The organism is Sunxiuqinia sp., assembly GCF_055140945.1.
The window spans coordinates 150,254-168,401 of record NZ_JBSQYS010000002.1 but is presented as its reverse complement, the minus strand read 5'-3'; the positions used below and the strand labels follow the sequence as shown (position 1 = coordinate 168,401).

Annotated in this window: 17 protein-coding genes; 1 reads left to right on the top strand and 16 read right to left on the bottom strand. The window is 40.9% G+C overall.

Translation table 11 applies throughout. The features are described from left to right. Positions 1 to 9 precede the first annotated feature (9 nt). From ACTB00_RS01445 to ACTB00_RS01375, 15 genes are all read right to left on the bottom strand, one after another. Positions 10 to 1,053 (bottom strand): aldo/keto reductase, encoded by a 1,044-nt coding sequence (locus ACTB00_RS01445; RefSeq protein WP_463298171.1) that lies wholly within the window; start codon positions 1,051 to 1,053, stop codon positions 10 to 12. Then, complete coding sequence (locus ACTB00_RS01440; protein WP_463298170.1) at positions 1,046 to 1,447, bottom strand: L-rhamnose mutarotase; 402 nt, start codon at positions 1,445 to 1,447, stop codon at positions 1,046 to 1,048. The genes ACTB00_RS01445 and ACTB00_RS01440 overlap by 8 nt, the downstream gene beginning before the upstream one ends. Before the next feature lie 12 nt (positions 1,448 to 1,459). Continuing rightward, on the bottom strand, positions 1,460 to 2,395 hold the full coding sequence (locus ACTB00_RS01435; protein ID WP_463298169.1) for a glycoside hydrolase family 43 protein: 936 nt from the start codon (positions 2,393 to 2,395) through the stop codon (positions 1,460 to 1,462). A gap of 49 nt (positions 2,396 to 2,444) precedes the next feature. Continuing rightward, a complete protein-coding gene (locus tag ACTB00_RS01430) occupies positions 2,445 to 3,131 on the bottom strand; it encodes a vitamin B12 dependent-methionine synthase activation domain-containing protein (protein ID WP_463298168.1) in 687 nt (228 codons plus the stop codon). Beyond that, positions 3,121 to 4,026: a CobW family GTP-binding protein gene (locus ACTB00_RS01425; RefSeq protein WP_463298167.1), complete on the bottom strand. Its 906-nt coding sequence runs from the start codon at positions 4,024 to 4,026 to the stop codon at positions 3,121 to 3,123. The genes ACTB00_RS01430 and ACTB00_RS01425 overlap by 11 nt, the downstream gene beginning before the upstream one ends. Continuing rightward, positions 4,026 to 5,372 (bottom strand): uroporphyrinogen decarboxylase family protein, encoded by a 1,347-nt coding sequence (locus ACTB00_RS01420; RefSeq protein ID WP_463298166.1) that lies wholly within the window; start codon positions 5,370 to 5,372, stop codon positions 4,026 to 4,028. Before ACTB00_RS01420 ends, ACTB00_RS01425 begins: the two co-directional genes overlap by 1 nt. A 2-nt stretch (positions 5,373 to 5,374) precedes the next feature. Next, the gene (locus ACTB00_RS01415; protein WP_463298165.1) at positions 5,375 to 6,043 is read right to left on the bottom strand and encodes a corrinoid protein; all 669 of its coding nucleotides are present in this window, start codon (positions 6,041 to 6,043) and stop codon (positions 5,375 to 5,377) included. Between the two features lie 54 nt (positions 6,044 to 6,097). Beyond that, the gene (locus ACTB00_RS01410) at positions 6,098 to 6,754 is read right to left on the bottom strand and encodes a DUF3826 domain-containing protein (protein ID WP_463298164.1); all 657 of its coding nucleotides are present in this window, start codon (positions 6,752 to 6,754) and stop codon (positions 6,098 to 6,100) included. Positions 6,755 to 6,789: 35 nt separating this feature from the next. Next, positions 6,790 to 7,698: a sugar phosphate isomerase/epimerase family protein gene (locus ACTB00_RS01405; protein ID WP_463298163.1), complete on the bottom strand. Its 909-nt coding sequence runs from the start codon at positions 7,696 to 7,698 to the stop codon at positions 6,790 to 6,792. Between the two features lie 14 nt (positions 7,699 to 7,712). Beyond that, positions 7,713 to 9,302 carry a sodium:solute symporter gene (locus ACTB00_RS01400; RefSeq protein WP_463298162.1) on the bottom strand — a complete coding sequence of 530 codons (1,590 nt, stop codon included), beginning with the start codon at positions 9,300 to 9,302 and terminating at the stop codon, positions 7,713 to 7,715. 51 nt (positions 9,303 to 9,353) lie between these two features. Further along, entirely contained in the window at positions 9,354 to 10,229 is an 876-nt protein-coding gene (locus ACTB00_RS01395) for a hypothetical protein (RefSeq protein ID WP_463298161.1), read from the bottom strand. 4 nt (positions 10,230 to 10,233) lie between these two features. Continuing rightward, on the bottom strand, positions 10,234 to 10,977 hold the full coding sequence (locus tag ACTB00_RS01390; protein WP_463298160.1) for a phytanoyl-CoA dioxygenase family protein: 744 nt from the start codon (positions 10,975 to 10,977) through the stop codon (positions 10,234 to 10,236). A gap of 31 nt (positions 10,978 to 11,008) precedes the next feature. Further along, positions 11,009 to 12,088 (bottom strand): Gfo/Idh/MocA family protein, encoded by a 1,080-nt coding sequence (locus ACTB00_RS01385; RefSeq protein ID WP_463298159.1) that lies wholly within the window; start codon positions 12,086 to 12,088, stop codon positions 11,009 to 11,011. Positions 12,089 to 12,153: 65 nt separating this feature from the next. Beyond that, positions 12,154 to 13,218: a hypothetical protein gene (locus ACTB00_RS01380; protein WP_463298158.1), complete on the bottom strand. Its 1,065-nt coding sequence runs from the start codon at positions 13,216 to 13,218 to the stop codon at positions 12,154 to 12,156. A 120-nt stretch (positions 13,219 to 13,338) separates the two neighbouring features. Beyond that, positions 13,339 to 15,603, bottom strand: coding sequence for a glycoside hydrolase family 31 protein (locus ACTB00_RS01375; RefSeq protein WP_463298157.1), 2,265 nt, complete (start codon positions 15,601 to 15,603; stop codon positions 13,339 to 13,341). Positions 15,604 to 15,899: 296 nt separating this feature from the next. Between ACTB00_RS01375 and ACTB00_RS01370 the strand changes: the two genes are divergently transcribed. Further along, complete coding sequence (locus tag ACTB00_RS01370) at positions 15,900 to 16,832, top strand: AraC family transcriptional regulator (protein ID WP_463298156.1); 933 nt, start codon at positions 15,900 to 15,902, stop codon at positions 16,830 to 16,832. Between the two features lie 59 nt (positions 16,833 to 16,891). Here the strand turns inward: ACTB00_RS01370 and ACTB00_RS01365 are convergent, their stop codons facing one another. Continuing rightward, positions 16,892 to 18,022, bottom strand: coding sequence for a uroporphyrinogen decarboxylase family protein (locus tag ACTB00_RS01365; RefSeq protein ID WP_463298155.1), 1,131 nt, complete (start codon positions 18,020 to 18,022; stop codon positions 16,892 to 16,894). Positions 18,023 to 18,148 lie beyond the last annotated feature (126 nt).

The window sequence follows — 18,148 nt, the reverse complement described above, 5'->3', positions numbered from 1 at the left end:
TTTGATCTTTTACAAATATTTGTAATCTGAATCAATAATTCCTTCTTTCTTTAATTCCTCCCAAAACTCATTGGGGAATTCTCTTTTCAAAACTTCTTTGTTGTTTGCCATACGCTTGGGCTTACTAGGATTAAGTGCCACGGCACTAATTTGCGGCGCCGACAAAGCAAACTTCAAACAAGCATCGCCAGGCTGAATGTTGTGTTTGTCGCAAATTGCAAAGAACTTCTCGCGCCATTCAAACAGATGCTTACCTGCCGGATCGTTGGGGTCGAGAACTCTATAGTCAAAATATTTGCCACCAGTAATGAACCCGGCATTAAAAATAGCTGAATTAATAATTCCAACTCCATCCTGATCCAGTTGTTCAATGAAGTCTACAATCTCTTTTGGATGATGATAAAGTGTGAATTTATTGGCAAACATGACCCAATCAAACTTTACGTTCTGGTATAGCTCTTTAATAACCAACCAATCTTTAGAGCCAATTCCAACAGCTTTCACTTCACCTTTTTCTTTCAATTCGAATAGTGCTTTGTAAGCTTCCAAAATATCGTTTACTCTGGCTTGACGATCTCCCTCGCTACTTGCAGCTGCCAAATATTCGTCAGGATCGTGTACTGAAACAACTTCCGATTTATAAGTTCCTCCTAAAAGTTCGCAGCCCTGCTCCCAACACTCCAATATTCCGGAATAGCTTATTTTTTGTACCGCATCATATTTTAAGTTCGCCCAGGCTCCCTTTTCAAAAGTGGGTTCGTCAGTCGTTAACGGAATGCGGTACCAACCCAATTTATTACTGATTGTAATCGTTGATGGATCGACACCGAGTTTTTCAAGTCCCTTTCCGATAACCTCTAAAGCCAACCCTGCACCATACTTACCAGCGCTGTCAATCATGACCTTCCCCTCGCTAACTCGAAACCACTCTTTCATCAAGCTAAGTTTCTCATTATCCGAAAGTTTTCGGTAAAGATTTCCTAAAAAACTAGTACCATATATAATTGACGGGCATTCAATTCCCGTATTTCCTAGTTGCTTATTTTTACTCATTGGAATATGTTTCTTTTAACTGTCCTTCGATTGCCGGATAACTGTTCTCCTGATCGATCTCAAAAATTCGTTCCATCAATTGCCACTTCTCATTGGCTGAGGCGTCCTCTGATGTTTGCTGAAATTGGGAAACATAAGCCTCCCATTCACCTTGTCGTGGTTTTTGGGCCAAGTCGGCCATCGCCTGTTCATGGTCAAAATCAGCAATGGTATCCATAATCATGAACAACTGGCTGCCGTGTATATAGATTTCCATATCCAGAATGCCCACTTCCTTCATGCCTTCAGTAATTTCAGTCCAGCAAGCACCCGGAGCATGAATCTTTTTATAGCCTTCAATTAACCGAAGATTATCTTCTAAAGCCAATGTTTTGCAGTATCTCTTAAATTTCATTCTATTACTTCTTTATTCCTTTCCTAAATTAGGTTGATTCTCCAAAAGCTGATCAATAATTTGCTGCTTTACTTTAAAAATGGTTCCATGCTTATGCCCTTCGGGAAGTGAAACCTGATCTGAAATATTCTTAAACGTTTCAAAATCGGTTGTACTCACCGCTCCATATTCATAGTCGCCATACGAATCGAAATAAATCAAGTACTGATCGCCCACTTTGGCGACAGTCGGTCCTTCGGTTTTAAATTTCGTAAACGGGCCGGAGATATCATGAAAAGGGCCAACCGGAGAATCAGCAAAGGCAACCTTTATATTTCGCATAGGACGCGTATTATCTTTAAACACCAACACATAGTCGTTTGGAGCGCGCTTTACAATCGTCCCGTCAATTGCACTAAAGCCGGGATCGAGAAATAGTTTCGTTTCTGAAAACGTTTCAAAATCTTTAGTTGTGACATAGTATTGTCGATGATTATTTCTCTCTTCTTCAATTCCCTTTTCGAATTTGTAGGGCACTGTTGATGCCCAAACAATAATATATTCGTCTTTTTCATCGTCGTAAAAAAGCTCGGGAGCCCAAACATTTACAGTAGAAGTATCATGATCCATCAGCAAAATATGTTTTTCCTCCGACCAGTTGATTAAGTCTTTTGAGCTTGCATAACCAATTCCTAAATCATCTCGCCATGATGAAGTCCAGACAAAATGAAAAGTACCGTCGGGCCCTTGCACAATAGAAGGGTCGCGCATAACTTTTTGAGTTCCAACTTCTGGTGCCAAGTATGGTCCTCCTAAGTCATTCCAATGGTAGCCATCTTCGCTGTAAGCTAAAAACAGACCATCGGTTGCCGGCTCTCTGAAGGTGCTAAATACATAATATTCTTTTTCTTGTCTGCAGGCCATTAATACTATAAACAGCATTGCCAATATCCAATATCCTTTTTTCATATTTTTCATATTTTAGATTGCAAAAATTAACCTTGCTTTTTAGAACAAGCTAATGTTTATCGCGATAAACACAATTTTCAAGTTGACAAAGATTGCATTGGTAATCGTGAAACTCAACCTTTTCACCAATCCCAATTAGTCCGCTAATCGATTTCACGGGATGCATCAAAGCCGATGGTGTCAGCTTTACATCGCACACAGTTCCTCCGAAAATGGAAAACAGTTTGTGCTGATCGGTCACATTCCAATGACAATAACCGGGACTATACCTGTTTGTAATTTTTCTCCCTGCTTCATGTTCACTCAGGCTGATAGCTTCTTGTATTTTATCGCCAACAGCCTCCGCAATGGCACTTCCAATTACATCGTACACGTAGCCAAGAACGGGGTCTTCGCCCTTCAGCAACTTATCAGCAAGCTGACTAATCTCCGCTCCGGCAGTACATACAAAGAAGGCAATATTTTCCGCGCCGTTTAACTCTTTTCGAATCGTTCGTCCAACGTTAAATTGCAAGTTCTTAACGCAGACTTTTTTTTCATCAGAGCAAAACTCATCCATCTTTAGAATTCGGTATGCCCCTTTTATATCATTCAGTTGTTTACAACACTCAAACGCCTGAGCCAAATAAGTTGGGAATGGTTCAAAAAATGAATCTTCGGTGTATCCTAAAGTTGTTATAATTTCCTTCGGATCAATTTCCAGTTCTTCAAATGTAAAACTTCTTTCAATGTTCATCTTTGCAGTATTCGTCAAACATAAGCTGAAGATTCTTCTCATCCTCAAAATTACCAATTAAAACAAGATCTCCAGCGCCCGAGAAATTCTCGACTTCGTGTATCGTAACCGAATCTAAAACCCCTTGAACGAAAGCTGACTTGCCAGTTTTCAACTTGACAAACCCCTTGCATCGGAGACAATCTGCCTTTAACTGATTCAAGAACTGAGTTAAGTTTTCGGGAGCGATAGAACGGGTTGAACGAATTACAACAGATCCGATATCCGGTCGCCCTAAAGCCGAAGCTTGATCTTCAGGAAATAAGTTGAGTGCTTTTTTGTAATCGTTAATATCAACCTGACCGTAAAGCCCCTCTACTACCTTTGCAAACGGATTGATCGTCTTAATTTTCGTTAAAAGATCGTCGGTACTTCCTTTTAACAAGTCTGTTTTATTTAGGATAATGGTGTCTGCACTCCGCAGCTGGTGCTCCATTCGTACTTTTAGAGCGGGTATCCGGTTAAAATTGAAAGCATCAACCAAACACCAAACATGTTCTAAATAAACTTTACCCTTTAATTGCGATGATTGAAAAATTTGCCCAACACCGATGGGATCAGACAAACCCGATGCTTCCATCAGCAACAGATCCGGCTTATATTTTTTAACAAATTCATTTAACGATTGAATAAATGAACCAAGCAGACACACACAAAACACCGAACCATTATTAATTTCCAGCACCTGAAAATTTGAGTCTTCATAAAACTTTCTCCCGTCAATATTGACAGGAGAAAATTCATTTTGAATAATCGCTATATTTTCTTTTGTGTCGGTCTTTTTCAGAAAATGATCGAGAAATGATGTTTTGCCACTTCCTAAAAACCCGGTTATTAAGTGCAATGGAATGCTCATTAATTCATCGCCTTTTTAATTGCTTTTTCAATTTCAGTTTTGCGTGGAATTTGACTGATAAATTCCACGTTTCCGTTGATACAGGTCGTCGGCACATTTTGTACGCCTAAGGCCATCATCATCTGAATTCCTTCTACATCCTTAATTTTATGCTCGTTGACAATCACCTTGTCTCCAAAATCGATCGAAGCCTGTTTTACTGCCTCAACCATATATTGGCAAGGGGCGCACGAAGCAGAGTCGAGTGTGATAATGTCAACCACTACTTTGCCTTCTTCGAAGTGACCGTCCAAGCTCAAGGGTTGCAAGGATGAAGTGTGTTCCATTTCGCGAGCCACCTGCTGGGCATAATCGTCATAAACCAATTCTGTAACCGCTTGCAAGTTCGCAACCGGCGTATCCATTGGCAAATCACATCCCGGAGCCAAAATGAAACCTTTTTTTCCACCCAGATCCAAACAATTAACCGCTTCCTTTCTCGAGTCCATTTCGTTTCCAAGCAAAAGCACGCTGGTCAGCTTCATATTTCCACCAAAACTAATTCCTTTTGCCAATGCTGTTTCCTTCACAAAATCTAACGGAATATTTTCATCAATCGAAATATTATCTGGTTTACAGTCACACATTACTTCAATGTTTTGTTGTGCATGACCACAAACAAAGAATGAACTGTATTTTTTCTTTGAACGAACAAAATCAAATATTTTCGTAACTGATGGACTTACAAAAGTTTCGAATGACATCGGATCAATCTGGCTGGTCATTGGATCGACAACAGCAATCACATCGCAACCGGCATCCAGCAACAATTCGGCATGTTTAATACCAACCTGAGCACAAAACTCCATCAGTTCATTCACATAGTCAGGATCTTCGAACAGCTTCATAAAAATATCGGTTCCCAGCAGGTGTAGCGCCAACGTAAAAGGCCCGGTAATTAAACCATACAAAGCCAGCTCGGGATGTTTTTTCCGTAGTTCTCTTGTCGCCTCTAAAACAAGCGGTATTCGTCCGTCGTTTTCGGTTGGCAGTTTTAACGAACTAAGTTCAACACCTTCGTTTAACGGATGTGAAATGACTGCCGGAGGGTTCTCTTTGCTCCAAGCCAATTTACATCCAAGGATTTCGGCTTCAATCTGTAAGTCGAAAGCCACCGGAATTCCATCGGGCTTATACAATTCAATAGCCTTATCAATTCCATCAACAATATGTTTCGAACTGCGCTGGAAAGCTTCAGCATCAACACCAATTAAATTTCCACCGTGCACCCCAACAAAAGGAACCCATGGAATTCTCTCTACCTCTTCAAGCCGAAACGCTTTTTCCAACAATTTTAATCCGTTCATGTTTAAGCTGTTTTAGTATTTAAAAACTCAACAATTGCCTGTGGATCCGAAGAATAATTATCGGCTCCAATTTTCTTACTAAATTCTTCGTTTACAGGAGCGCCACCAATAGCCACTATGGTATTAGGAGCTGCTGCCTTTATTTCCTTTGTAATCCGTTCCATATTAGCCATAGTGGTTGTCAATAATGCCGAAAGACCAACTACCGCTCCCGGATTTTCATTTAACGCCTGAAGGTACTTCGGAGTGTCAACGTCGGTTCCCAAATCAATTACTTTATAACCATTCCCTTCAACCATCATGGCAACCAGATTTTTACCAATATCATGCAAATCGCCTAAAACAGTTCCAATTATAAAGGTTCCTTTTTGCTTTGCCGCACCTGAGTCGAAATAGGGCTTCAAATGAACCATCGCGGTACTCATGGCTTTCGCCGACATTAATACCTGAGGGACAAACACTTTGTTCTCGCGAAACTTTACACCAACACGTTCCATGCCGGGCATCAATCCTTCGGTTAGCACATCTTGTGCGTTCACTCCCTCGTCTAATGCCTGCCGGGTAATTTCATCGGCACCGTCTTCCCCTTTCATTTGCGGAGGAAATGGTGCAGCCTTGTTTATTTTTCCAAACTCAATACAGTTGGACAGTTTATTTAGTAGTTCGTTCATAATTAAGTTGATTTTATTTTTTGGGTTTATCAGCAGATATCTTGATCGATAAGCTTACTTCTTTTTAGCATCTTCAATGCGTTTGTGCCAATCTTTACTTTCTTTATTCAAGTCGTAACCTTCTTTTGAAAGATAATTATTAATGCGACCCTTATATTTCCCAAACCAGGCATGTTTCGCTTTTGAAGATCCGGCATCCATTGCTTTTTCCCGGGCATCATAAAGTGCCCGGTAAATGAATTTCTTTTGATCTTCAGTCAGCTGAGGAATCATTTCCTGAAACGCTTGATAAGTTTTAGGAAAAACGCTGTAAGTCATTCCATCTTTCACTTTCTCAATTTGATCAGGTTTAAGATCTTTGGCCAGGTTTTTCAAATAACTGTTGTGCAGGCTGTCCAATTTCTGATCAGCCTCTTCTGTCAGTTCTTCAATTTTCTCTTTCACCTGCTCCTCATCCTTTGCTTCTTCTTTCAAGGTTTTTACAGTAGCATCTAACTGATCGTGAACACCATTTAAATCATAATACTGTTGTGCAATCCGATCGCGTACCCGATTGAATTTTTCTTCAACATCGATGTTCAGTGTTTCTACAATCTTTTCGGCGCGTTTGCTAACAACTTCCCAGTAAGCTTCATCTTTGTGTGGTAAATTAGTTGCTCCGCATGCTCCGAATCCAAATACGAATAAAATAACGATTGAAATTTGTCTCATTTTTTATGTTTTTTAAATATTTCGTTCCATTTAATTTACTGAAAAACAGATTTTAGATATGCTACGTTGGCTCCAAAATTACCTCGAACATCCCGCGTGCTATTTGCATCACGCGATCTCTCTACCAGCAACCAGCCACTCCATTCCAATTCGTCAAGGGTGGTTTTAATTTGGTGCATATCGATTTGCGGATCGTTTTCCAACCACACACTATCTTTATTGGTAGCATGAATCTCACAGATTCTGTTTTTACCTAATATTTTCAACTCCTCATTAATATCCCGACCACTTTTTAAAGGATTGGCAAAATTGAAGCATATCTGAATTGCGGGAGATCCTATATCATTCAGAAGATCCACTTCTCCCTTTGCATCCAATGCAGTTTCTATGCCAATAACCACTCCAGCGGCTTCAGCTTTTTTTCCAACCTCTTTTAACCGTTCAACAATTGCAGCCCTCCGCTCAGGATATTGAATCAAATCGCCCTCAACACCTAGAGGTAAAAATCCAACCTTCACCCCCATCAATACCATTGTATTGATGCAGTCCTGAATCGTTTCCACTGCACCTTCTCTTTTAGGGAGCGACTGTGAATAAAAGCCAGTCATGGCTAATGAGCTAATCTCGATACCCAGCTGACGAGCAGTGTCCATATATTGTTTTCGAATCACCGGATCAATCAGTTTATTATTAAAGGTCGGACGATTTCCAAGGCCTCCCATGTCCACTTCTACTCCATCAGCTCCAATTTCTTTTGCCAAAGGCAATGCACTAATTTTTTGGCGTTTCAGAATCATCAAATCCACAACCCCAACTTTATACTGAATCTCCTTTTTTTCTTTCGGAACTGGTTTGCATGAATGTCCAACAATTAAACTCAACAGCATTAATGCCTTCAGCCAAATTGTGAATTTAGTTAACCTTTTTTTAGATTCTCCAGTCATCTGTTCATTAAATTTTAATGTCCGTTGAATAAGATGTACAAACCAACCATCACTACAATTAAAGCTCCCCACAAAATCCATACTTTTTTTGACGGCGTTTGCAACTTGCCATAGTCCAACACATTTTGATCTTCTGATTTTTTATCGAAATAAGAAATCAGGAAAGCCAGCAAGGCCAGTACAATAAAAATAAAGAAGGACAATAACAAAAAGTGAGGCCAAAAATCATATTTGTCTTTAGGAAAAATCCATAAATACGTAACACCAGTCCCCAGACTAAGTAAAGTACCAACTGACAGTGTAAAGTTTGCAGCTCTTCGGGTGGCTTTCTTCCAAAGTACTCCGAATAAAAATACGACTGACATTGGAGGTGCAATGAATCCTAATATGGCCTGGAAAACATCAAAAAGATTCAATCCTTTTATGCTATCGATAGCCACAGCCAGAAAAACGGCTATAAAAGCACCTAAAACGGTAACGATACGTCCAATCGATACAATCTCTTTTTGTGTTGCCTGAGGTTTGTAATTTTTCACATAAATATCCATAGTGAAAACAGTACTCAATGAGTTCAATGCCGAGTCGATGGTACTTACCAAAGCAGCAATTAACACGGCCATCACCATCCCAATCATTCCTGATGGCAGCAATCGTGTTACCATTGTCATATAAGCCTCATCCGGATTTTTCAAGCCGGGAAATAGCACAAAACAAGTAATACCGGGAATAATAAACAGTGCCACATCCAATATTTTCAGCCATCCCGTAAAGTTGGCACCGAGCTGTCCATGCTTTAAGCTTTTAGCACCAAGCACCGATTGTACCATCGATTGGTCGGTACACCAAAACCAAACTCCCATAATGGGATATCCGAGCACAATAGCGAGCCATGGGTAGTTCTTATCATCCATGGGCAGAAGCAAGTTCCAGTAGCTGCCCGGGGTATTATGAAAAATCTCCATCGGCCCACCTGCTTTGACAACACCAACCACTGTCAGAATCAGCGAAACGGCAATTAGCAAAATCATCTGAAAAACATTGGTGTATGCAATGGCCTTCAAACCACCGGCAATGGTGAAGAAAGCAGCAATCACTACTAAAATAACAACCGATAGCCACAATGGGAGGGCTAAGATTTGTCCTACTAAAATTCCGCCGGCAAACAAGGTAAGTGCCAGCCACGAAATAAGAATGGTAACCAGTGTGTACCAAGCCAGGATACTTCGGGTAGACTGCCCAAAACGCCGACCCATAAATTCGGGGAGCGTTTGCACATTGGCGCCAAGATAGCGTGGTGCAAAAACGGTGGCCAGCAAAAAGATGAAAACAAATGCGTACCATGCAAAATTACCGGCAACTAAACCGGTGGTATAACCGATACTTGCTGAAGCAATCAACATTGACGGACCAACATTGGTTCCCCACATGGTTAAACCGATACTTGGCCAACCCAATGAGTGACCGGCCAAAAACAAGTTTTCGTCACTTCCACCTTCTTCTTTTTTCACAAAACTTACCCAATACCCAATTCCGATTAAAACGACCAGATAAATGCCGACAATGATAAAATCAAGAGGGTTTAGGAAACTATTGATATTGTCCATAGTAGTTTGATTAGTTTTTTCTGCTAGTTGTTATTTTATTCGTTTAATTAATTATCCAATTCTTTTTTGGGCTTCTTTCCAGCACTCTTTGGCAATTTGCCCGTAAAGCAAAGCTTGTTGCCAACGGTCACCCTCTTCAACCCATTCTCCCTGCGCATTTTGAATTTGCCGAGCATAGAAGATATCAGCTTGCAACAATTCAACCGTAAAGCAGAGGTAGTCGCCAGGTTTCGCCGTTTTCAGAAATCCGGCGAAAGCACGTGTCCACATCTCTTTAAAATGGTCGACATAAATCTGGTTTTTACCATCGGCAATATCAACCTGAATACTACCAGGGTTTCCAATACGACCATGAATAAATCGAACACGATCGAAAACCGGAGCGATGAAATCCCACTTGTTTTCAATTCCGCCGTACACCATTTCCTGCCCGGTGTACCAATGCGAAAAATCCCCATTAAAACGAATCTCGGGGAATCGCTTGATGAGTTCAACTGTTCGCTGCATATCCTGTGTAATGGTCGACCGGTGGGTTTCAAAATAAATTGGGAAGTCATTTTTTACTGACATATCCAATACATATTGAACCAGCTCATCGATCTCCTTATCGCTTTCCATTCCCCAACCAACATGCAGGGTGGCGCAATTGAAGTTTTCCTTTTTCCACTTTGGAAACAGATCATCCAGCTCACCTACCTTGTTAATCCGAGCATGCGCGGTTAGTTCCAGCCCCAGCTTCTTACATAAATCAGGATCGCCATCTTGCACACCTGCATATCCGGCTGCTTTTATGGCATTGTGTTTTTCCTCATCGTTGCCGCGAGGACCTGCCGAAAACGAAGGCAGATCGCTACAATTTCCATAGTTTAGATCCAGTCTTAAATAAGGCTGTTTTTGAGTTCCATCATTCGTATTTTTAATCATCATACTTCTACTTTTGTAATTTACCATTTACTACGAATGGATCAACAAGATAAAGCGGGCTTCCATCATCCTTTAAAATGGGCTGATCAGAATATTGCATCAGCAGCACTCTTCTGGATTTATCGGTGTTGTTCGATCCACTTCGGTGAAAGCAAACACTTGAGAAAAGTGCAATATCTCCTTTATTCAGTACTGCCGGAACTCCGGGATTATCTCCAGCATATCCGATCATATCGTTTGTTCCAGCCTCAAGAGTATGATCAATCCGTTCTTTTGTTCCGGCTTCGTCGTAAGTTAATAAATATACGGTTCCGTTCTCTTCGTTTACATCGTCCAATGGCAACCAGCACGACAAATACGGGTTATGCTTTTCTTTCACATATCCTGAATCCTGATGCCAGGCAAATTTCATCCCCTTATCGGCAGCTTTTACCACATATTGTTCTAGAAACAGATACACATCATCACCCAAAATACTTCGGGTAATTTCTTCCATTTCTTTTCCAAACAAAAGCTCCTGCATCGGTTGGCTTGATTTGTTTTTCATCGCAATGAAATACCTTTTCCCTTTGTGGTTGATCTCATCAACTTCAACCCCCTTGGCGTCCATTTCAGCATCTTTTTCCTTGATGAAGCGTTCACATTCACCCTGGATCTTTTGAATCATCTCCTGCGAAATTACGTTACGCAAAATCACAAAGCCGTCTCGCTTATACTGCTCAATCTGCTCATTGGTAATAATTGTACTCATTGTGTTTATTTTTAGATTATTATTCGAAATGTTATGGATTCAGAAATGACGTAAGGCCATATTCGTCAATGGTATCTTGTACTTTCTCCGGCTTTCCCGAAGCCAGGGTTTTCTCCATGGTTTTCAACAAAGCCACTGTTCCAACTCCTTCTTTTAAATCCGGATAGGCAATGAAGTCTTTTTCAATACTATCGGCAAAATGCTCCAAATAATTATTGTATTCACCAGCGTGGTGGCTTTTTCCTTCAAACCGAAAATAGTACTTCAGCTGATCATCAAATGTGATTTGCTTGTCCTCCCCATTTTTATCAGCAATGGTGTATCGCAAATCCATGTAGTCGCCCTGGCTGCAACCTTCCGTTCCGCGAAGAACACAGCTCATTTCACTCTCGCGAATTGCCGGTTGAACCGGGCCTGAATACGATCCACTTACTCGTGCAATACGTCCATCTTTGGCTTTAAAAATAAAGTGCATGGTATCTTGGTTTTTCAATCCTCCTGCTACCCCATTCGGACTTAACATGCCATAGCCCATCACTTCTTCAATTTCGGGCAAGTACCAACGGATAAAGTCTACCGGGTGGCTCAATCCTCCAAACAACCACTTGAAACTATCCTGCAACGACCAACCTTTGCCTAAAAACCAACGGTGGTCGGCATTATAGTGAGCCTCAACAGTAACAAGCTCTCCTATTGCTCCATTTTCAAAATCAAGTCGTTGCTTTTTCATCGGCTCAAAAAAGCGGGAGCTTTGCCCCACAAATACTCGTTTGCCAACTTTATGGCTCAACTCCAGTAAGCTCGCCGCTTCCACCAAATCATCGAGCAATGGTTTTGTGCAAACCACATGCTTCCCATGAGAAAGCGCCATTTTTATATGCGCGGCATGTAAATGATCCGGAGTATAAATACCAACAACATCAATCTCAGGATCACTCAACATCTCTTCCAAATTAGTCGTGTAATTATGAAAATCAAACTCTTTAGCCCGCTGCTTACACAAATCTATGTTTAAGTCGCAAACAGTTTTCAACTCCCATTTTGCGCTATTCAGGACAGCAGACATTGTACTCCGTCCTTCACCCAATCCTAAAATTCCTATCTTCAACATCTTCGTAATATTTCAAGTTTAATAAACCAAATACGTGTTAGCCACAACAAATTGCCAATCCTATTCTATTTGTATTTATCTACAATTTTTAAGGCAGCTTCAATATCTTTTTCCGATTTGAAATCGACATTGATGTGCAAGCCATCAGTTCCAATATTATCAATTAAAGGCTCTAATTCATCCAAAGTCACCCAGTTGGCCATAATTGATTTTCCGCCGGCAAGAATTCGCTTGTACAAATCGTACCAGCAAGGATCGCCACCTTGTGGTTCGCCCACCCCGGGAGTCCACTGAATAGCATTCAACTCATCGATACTCAAAATGGCGTCCAGGTGTCGTTGTGCTCCCACTCCATCCAAATGATAAAGCGTATAATCAATCTTCTGGCATTGTTCTTTTATGTAAGGCAATACAAAACGAACGTAGTCTTCCTCCGAAATCATAATCGAGATATCGGACTGTACTTTAGAGACCGTTCCGGGTGCCCAAATCGAGAAATAACAGTAGGCCATTTCTCCATCTTCCTGAATAACATCGTAAATTTTGTTAAAAGCCTGAAAATACACATCGTTTACCTGTTGAAGTTGCACTTCCAATTCCTCCGGCTGCATAATCATATCCATCAGCAGGTCCTGTGTTCCTTTAATACTGGCCAACACATCCAGCCCTTCAACCAAGTCGGGACATCCAACGTAATAGTTTCCATTTGAACGTTTTTTGCATTCGTTCAACAGATCCATGTGCAGTTTCCAGGCCGGCGTAGTTTCATCAAACGTCAGGTTCATATCAATACCTTCTTTGTGTCTGATCCAGATGGTATCATCGCCTCCTTCCAGTTCCGCGCCCATTAAGGCAGCCAGCGAGCCAGGCCCTAAATGCGTATTAGCAATAGGCATAATATCAGCCTTAAAAGAACTCCGCGACAGTTGGTAATTGAGGTTTTCAGCGCGCCAAACCGGATCGAACCAGTATTGTTTCAAATCCCTGGCATCAGCTGGTTTTGATATATCAGCATGCGGCTTACCATCTTTTTGCAGGTGCTCCCACATATTCAGAATAATTCCCTTTTGGTCCCACCAATTGAGGAAATTCTGCTTTGATTCGTCTATATTTTCTTTCCAGGTATTCATTTTAGTTTCGAGTTCTAAGTTTAAAGTTTCAATTTCCAGGTGTACCTACAAATTCAAGTGCCTCTGGAAATTGGTTATTGGTTGTTTTTTATTTCTATTTTTTTCTTCGCAATCCCTATTCTATTTCAATAAATCCGCCAGGATACTATTCACAATTCCGGTGTAAGTTTCAGCAAAAACGAGTTTTTTGGTCTTTGCTAAATCAATTTCATCAGTGTTGGATACATGGTGCGGATAAACTGAAATCTGTGCTCCTTCTTTCACCCACACCGGCATTTCATCCAATGGGCACTCAAAGTCGTTCAGCCAACGATTACCTTGAGTAAGTTCGCCTGAAAACAGATTCACCCATTCTCCTTCGGGCAAATACACATCTCGCCTATTCTCACTATTCATAACCGGAGCAACCATAAAATCATCTCCGAAATAATACTGATCATCAATATGCCAGCACATTTTATCTTTGGGATGATGAAAGATCAAAGCCCGAAGCACAGGGAAACCGGTTTGTGTTATTTTTTTACTTTGCTCCAACAAATACGGAATTAAGGCGTAACGAAGTTTCAGCCACTTGCGAACAATTCCGGAAATTGCCGGATATTCGTATGGCTCACGCTTGGACGTCCCATGATAACGCAGGTGTGACGAGAATACGCCAAACTGAGTCCAGCGCACGTATAAATCGTCAGGAACCACGGAGTTCATAAAATTCGGCACGCCATGAAAACCGGGAACATCGTGACTCCAAAAGCCAAATCCGGAGAGGCCAATATGCAAGCCTCCTTTTAACGAACCGGCTAATCCATCCCACGAGCAAGCTGAGTCGCCACCCCAATGTAACGGATAACGCTGACAACCAGCCCAACCGGCACGCGCCCAAACAATGCCATCGCCAGTTACTTCTTTGGTTATTTCGTACGCTGCTTTTTGATAAAGCAATGCATATAAATTGTTCAACTTACCGGGCGACATGGCATGGTAATCTGCGTCCATGTGAATGTCTTCGCCAAAATCAGTTTTAATACAAACCACTCCCATTTCGAGTAGCTCCTTCAGCAATTCTTTATACCATTCAACCGCTTTTGGGTAAGTAAAATCGATGGTGCCCACATAATCTAATGCGCTAAAATTTGAGCCACCCTGCTGCTTAACTTCGTTCACTTTGCATATGTACTCATTGTCGCGTGCTTCGGCAAGTTGCTCCGCTTCGGCAGCGATATAGGGCATTTGCCACAAACTTACCTTGTAGCCATCGTTGCGCAAATTCTGTACAAATCGTTTCGGATCAGGAAAACGTTCCGGATTAAATTTCCACTCGCACAACCAGTCGGTACGAAACCACCCGGTGTCCAGATGAATAACATCGCAAGGGAAATCTTCCTTTCTCAGGCGATTACAAATTTCAGTTACTTCCTCTTCCGAAAAATAGGTCATCCGGCTCATCCAAGTACCAAAGCTCCATTTGGGGAGCATGGTAGGAAAACCTGTTAGTTGACGATAGCCTTTTAAAATTTCTTCGGGCTGATCTCCTCCAATCAGAAAAACATCCATCGCCGGCTCTTCAACCAGCAATTGCACCGAGCGAGTAGAATGATCGGCTACTGATAATTTCCCGTGAGCCGAAGTATGCATGAATATCCCATACATTCGACTGGACATTAAAAACGGGACATTCTTATAAGTCCGTCGATTATTGACTCCCTGCCCGTCCTGATTTTTTAGCTGAAACGTTTGTCCTGACAAATCCAATTTGGAGAACCGTTCGCCTGAACCGACAAATTTCTCATCAGGCTCCACGAGAAAAGACAGGGTTGTTCGATCGAATTTACCATTCTCTTCAACAACGGCTAATGCATAGGCATCGTGCCGCGCCGGAAAGAACTGATCGTAAGCACTTAATTTAACTTCCTTTATTCCATCAGGATACAGCGTCAAATCAAGAGTTTCTTCCGGTGCCGGAACCAAATCGCTCCAAAAATCCAATTCAATCGGACGACGATTTAATGAAGCTTTCAAAACTCCACGAGCATCCTTAATTAGCCATTCTTGGTCCGTTTTTTCAACATGAAGTGGATTAAGCTGGAGCTCCGGATGCATATTCAACATCACGGAATCGGGCATGGCAGCTGCTTCGAAACCAATAGCTAACCGAAGGATATTTGATCCGTAGGCACGGATTCGAAGCGAATAAATTTTTCGTGGAGTTTCTTTATCTGGTTCAATATCGTTCGAAACTTTTTGTTTCTGAAACGGAATTTCGAACACCACATCTGTTCCATCAACCTCCAATGATACCGGAGCACAAGCCTTCCACAAAGTCTCCCTTCCAGACATTGCCGGATCGAAATCCATAAAATCAAAAAGCTGATAGTTGGTTTGTTTCATCAAAAATTATTTTTTAGCGAATAAATGACAGCAGTAAATTATTGTCGAAATAATCAGTTCAATCCTATCATTTTAGTCATTAGTTAGTTTTTCTTATTCAAATCACAATCCGTCCAATTCTATTTCTCTAAATACCAGATCAATAATAATTGTAATCCGAAATCAAATATCTGAATTTTAATAAAAATAAAATGCCATTTTCAATCGACGGTCGATTCTATAAATTTTTTTCTTATTTTTGAATGATCGGCCTGAAAACAGGAGGCTAAAAAGACCCAATTCCTAATCGCTTTCACATGGAAAATTTAACACCATCCAATACATTCAACCCGAAAAAGAAAAGTGGAAACCAAGGAATCTGGTGGCACAAAGATAATCCAGGCCCGTTAAATGCAACTCCTTATATCAGGCAGTATGGGAGTATGAAATTTTCAAAGGTAAGAATGGACGCAACCATGCTACCTCACTTAAATGACGGTATTGAAATTCATTTTGTGAACAGTGGGAAATACAAATGGGTAGTTGAAGGAACGGAAATTGAACTTTTACCCGATAACCTTTCGATAACAACTCCCTGGCAACTAAACGGAAGCCCTGCCGGGAAAATGGATATTGGCGAAATCACCTGGATTGTAATTAAGCCCGAACAGTATTCTGAAAGCACGCCCCTTCAGCTTGGTACCTGGACAAAACTATCGAAAGAGTTCCAGGAAAGTTTGGGGCATCTATTGATTCACGAAGGTGCCATCGTTATTAAAAAGGCTAAAATTTTCAAAAAGTACTTTGTGGAATTAAAGAAAGAACTGACGACCCAGCAAAGTGGCTTTGAAATTATGGTTGGTAATATTATTGAAAATCTTTTTATCGATTTACATCGGAACCTTTCCTTCAGAAAACAAAAGACAGAGCACGAGGATAGTTTTATTGAAAAGCTCAACCAAATAATAAATGCGGACTTGAATAAAAAGTGGGTTATTGACGATTTAGCGCATCAGTTTGGAATGGGAAAAACTAAATTCACCAATGAAGTTAAAGAGGTGTCTGGCTATCCACCGAACAGCTACATCATCAACCTAAAAATTGAAAAAGCAATTGAGTTAATGAAAGATGACGAAAGCTTATCGGACATTGCCTTTGCTTGTGGTTTTTCCTCACTCCAACATTTTACTTCCATTTTTTCGCAACGTATCGGAATCAGTCCCGGGAAATATAAAAAATCGCAACGCTAAGTAGTTAGGTGAAAAAGTCAACGAATGAAATACATCTATTTTTTGTGTAATGTTGTAAACTAACAACATATTTCATGAATTAATTCATATGCATTTTCTTGCTCTTCGGGTGTGTCGCAATAGGTTACAACAATCAGTTTCAGACCAGGAGTCCAAAGTCTCGACACTTGCTTTTGGATGGTCTCCAAATCTCCCACAATCCTCGCATTCAATGCAATATTTGTATTCGCGAATTGCTTGAATGCTTCCAGATTATCCGTTGCTCCAGGATCAGTTTCTGCAGAAAAAGCTCCATCAGCCATCTTCAATCCTTTCAACTTGAGTACAGCTCCTACCCAGTTTGACCAATCTCCACACGAATGGAAAACAGTTCCGCCGAATGGAGTACAGATTTTCGCTACCGAAGGAGCGGCAATTTCAGCATACTGATCAGGTGAAATCATGATCGCATTATCATCACTCACACCTAAACCACTCCACGCTGTTGAAGAGGCAAATCCATGACCAGGCAATGCCAAAGCGCTACCAATTAACTTTTGTTGTTCCTGATTAAAGCAAATGGAAAGATCAGCAAGACGGTCAAATAATTGCTGAACTTTATTAGGCTCAATCAAAACATCCATAAAAAACTGATCAAGTGGGTACAAATGACCAATCATATTTAATGGAGATTGTGTGTCGGTAAAAGAAATCGGAAGTCTTCCAGATGTTTGATCCATGAAGTATTCAATCATGTTCAATGTATGCCGACCAATGGGTGTTTTTGAAACTTCAATTGGTTCAAAAGCCAAGACTTCATCAATAGTAGAAAATCGTGGTTTCATAGCCGGGGCATTTCCTTCATTCCAAATATATTCCCCTCCATACGCGCTTGCGATAGTACCAATGCCATACCACGGTTCCAGAAAATTAGGAACATCAGCCTTAAATAACATACTTTTTTCCAACGCCCCCAACTGAAGTTCGAGCGAACGTTGCATATTGCTACAACCATAGGAAAAGCATTCACCAACACGCATCCTTCGATGTACAAGGACTCCCGAATCTTGCTTCCAAAAATTAGCACAATAGTGATTTAAGTCAGCTACATAGGATTCGTATGTCTCAAAATCGAAATCAGTAGACTTCACCGGACTAACTTTTGTAGCCTGCGCATCGGGTAATCGTATGTTAAACTTCCTACCTGTCATCAATAAGTTGCCTCAAACTATATCTTTAATAAAACTGGAGTCCAAGCCTTCTGCAACGTTTCCTTTCCAAAAATTGCCGGATCAAAATCCATAAAATCAAAAGTTGATCGTTGGTTTGTTTCATCA

Excerpts from the sequence above, each read along its gene's own strand:
- ACTB00_RS01445 (WP_463298171.1), bottom strand. The coding sequence starts at position 1,053 with ATGAGTAAAAATAAGCAACTAGGAAATACGGGAATTGAATGCCCGTCA.
- ACTB00_RS01440 (WP_463298170.1), bottom strand. The coding sequence starts at position 1,447 with ATGAAATTTAAGAGATACTGCAAAACATTGGCTTTAGAAGATAATCTT.
- ACTB00_RS01435 (WP_463298169.1), bottom strand. The coding sequence starts at position 2,395 with ATGAAAAAAGGATATTGGATATTGGCAATGCTGTTTATAGTATTAATG.
- ACTB00_RS01430 (WP_463298168.1), bottom strand. The coding sequence starts at position 3,131 with ATGAACATTGAAAGAAGTTTTACATTTGAAGAACTGGAAATTGATCCG.
- ACTB00_RS01425 (WP_463298167.1), bottom strand. The coding sequence starts at position 4,026 with ATGAGCATTCCATTGCACTTAATAACCGGGTTTTTAGGAAGTGGCAAA.
- ACTB00_RS01420 (WP_463298166.1), bottom strand. The coding sequence starts at position 5,372 with ATGAACGGATTAAAATTGTTGGAAAAAGCGTTTCGGCTTGAAGAGGTA.
- ACTB00_RS01415 (WP_463298165.1), bottom strand. The coding sequence starts at position 6,043 with ATGAACGAACTACTAAATAAACTGTCCAACTGTATTGAGTTTGGAAAA.
- ACTB00_RS01410 (WP_463298164.1), bottom strand. The coding sequence starts at position 6,754 with ATGAGACAAATTTCAATCGTTATTTTATTCGTATTTGGATTCGGAGCA.
- ACTB00_RS01405 (WP_463298163.1), bottom strand. The coding sequence starts at position 7,698 with ATGACTGGAGAATCTAAAAAAAGGTTAACTAAATTCACAATTTGGCTG.
- ACTB00_RS01400 (WP_463298162.1), bottom strand. The coding sequence starts at position 9,302 with ATGGACAATATCAATAGTTTCCTAAACCCTCTTGATTTTATCATTGTC.
- ACTB00_RS01395 (WP_463298161.1), bottom strand. The coding sequence starts at position 10,229 with ATGATGATTAAAAATACGAATGATGGAACTCAAAAACAGCCTTATTTA.
- ACTB00_RS01390 (WP_463298160.1), bottom strand. The coding sequence starts at position 10,977 with ATGAGTACAATTATTACCAATGAGCAGATTGAGCAGTATAAGCGAGAC.
- ACTB00_RS01385 (WP_463298159.1), bottom strand. The coding sequence starts at position 12,088 with ATGTTGAAGATAGGAATTTTAGGATTGGGTGAAGGACGGAGTACAATG.
- ACTB00_RS01380 (WP_463298158.1), bottom strand. The coding sequence starts at position 13,218 with ATGAATACCTGGAAAGAAAATATAGACGAATCAAAGCAGAATTTCCTC.
- ACTB00_RS01375 (WP_463298157.1), bottom strand. The coding sequence starts at position 15,603 with ATGAAACAAACCAACTATCAGCTTTTTGATTTTATGGATTTCGATCCG.
- ACTB00_RS01370 (WP_463298156.1), top strand. The coding sequence starts at position 15,900 with ATGGAAAATTTAACACCATCCAATACATTCAACCCGAAAAAGAAAAGT.
- ACTB00_RS01365 (WP_463298155.1), bottom strand. The coding sequence starts at position 18,022 with ATGACAGGTAGGAAGTTTAACATACGATTACCCGATGCGCAGGCTACA.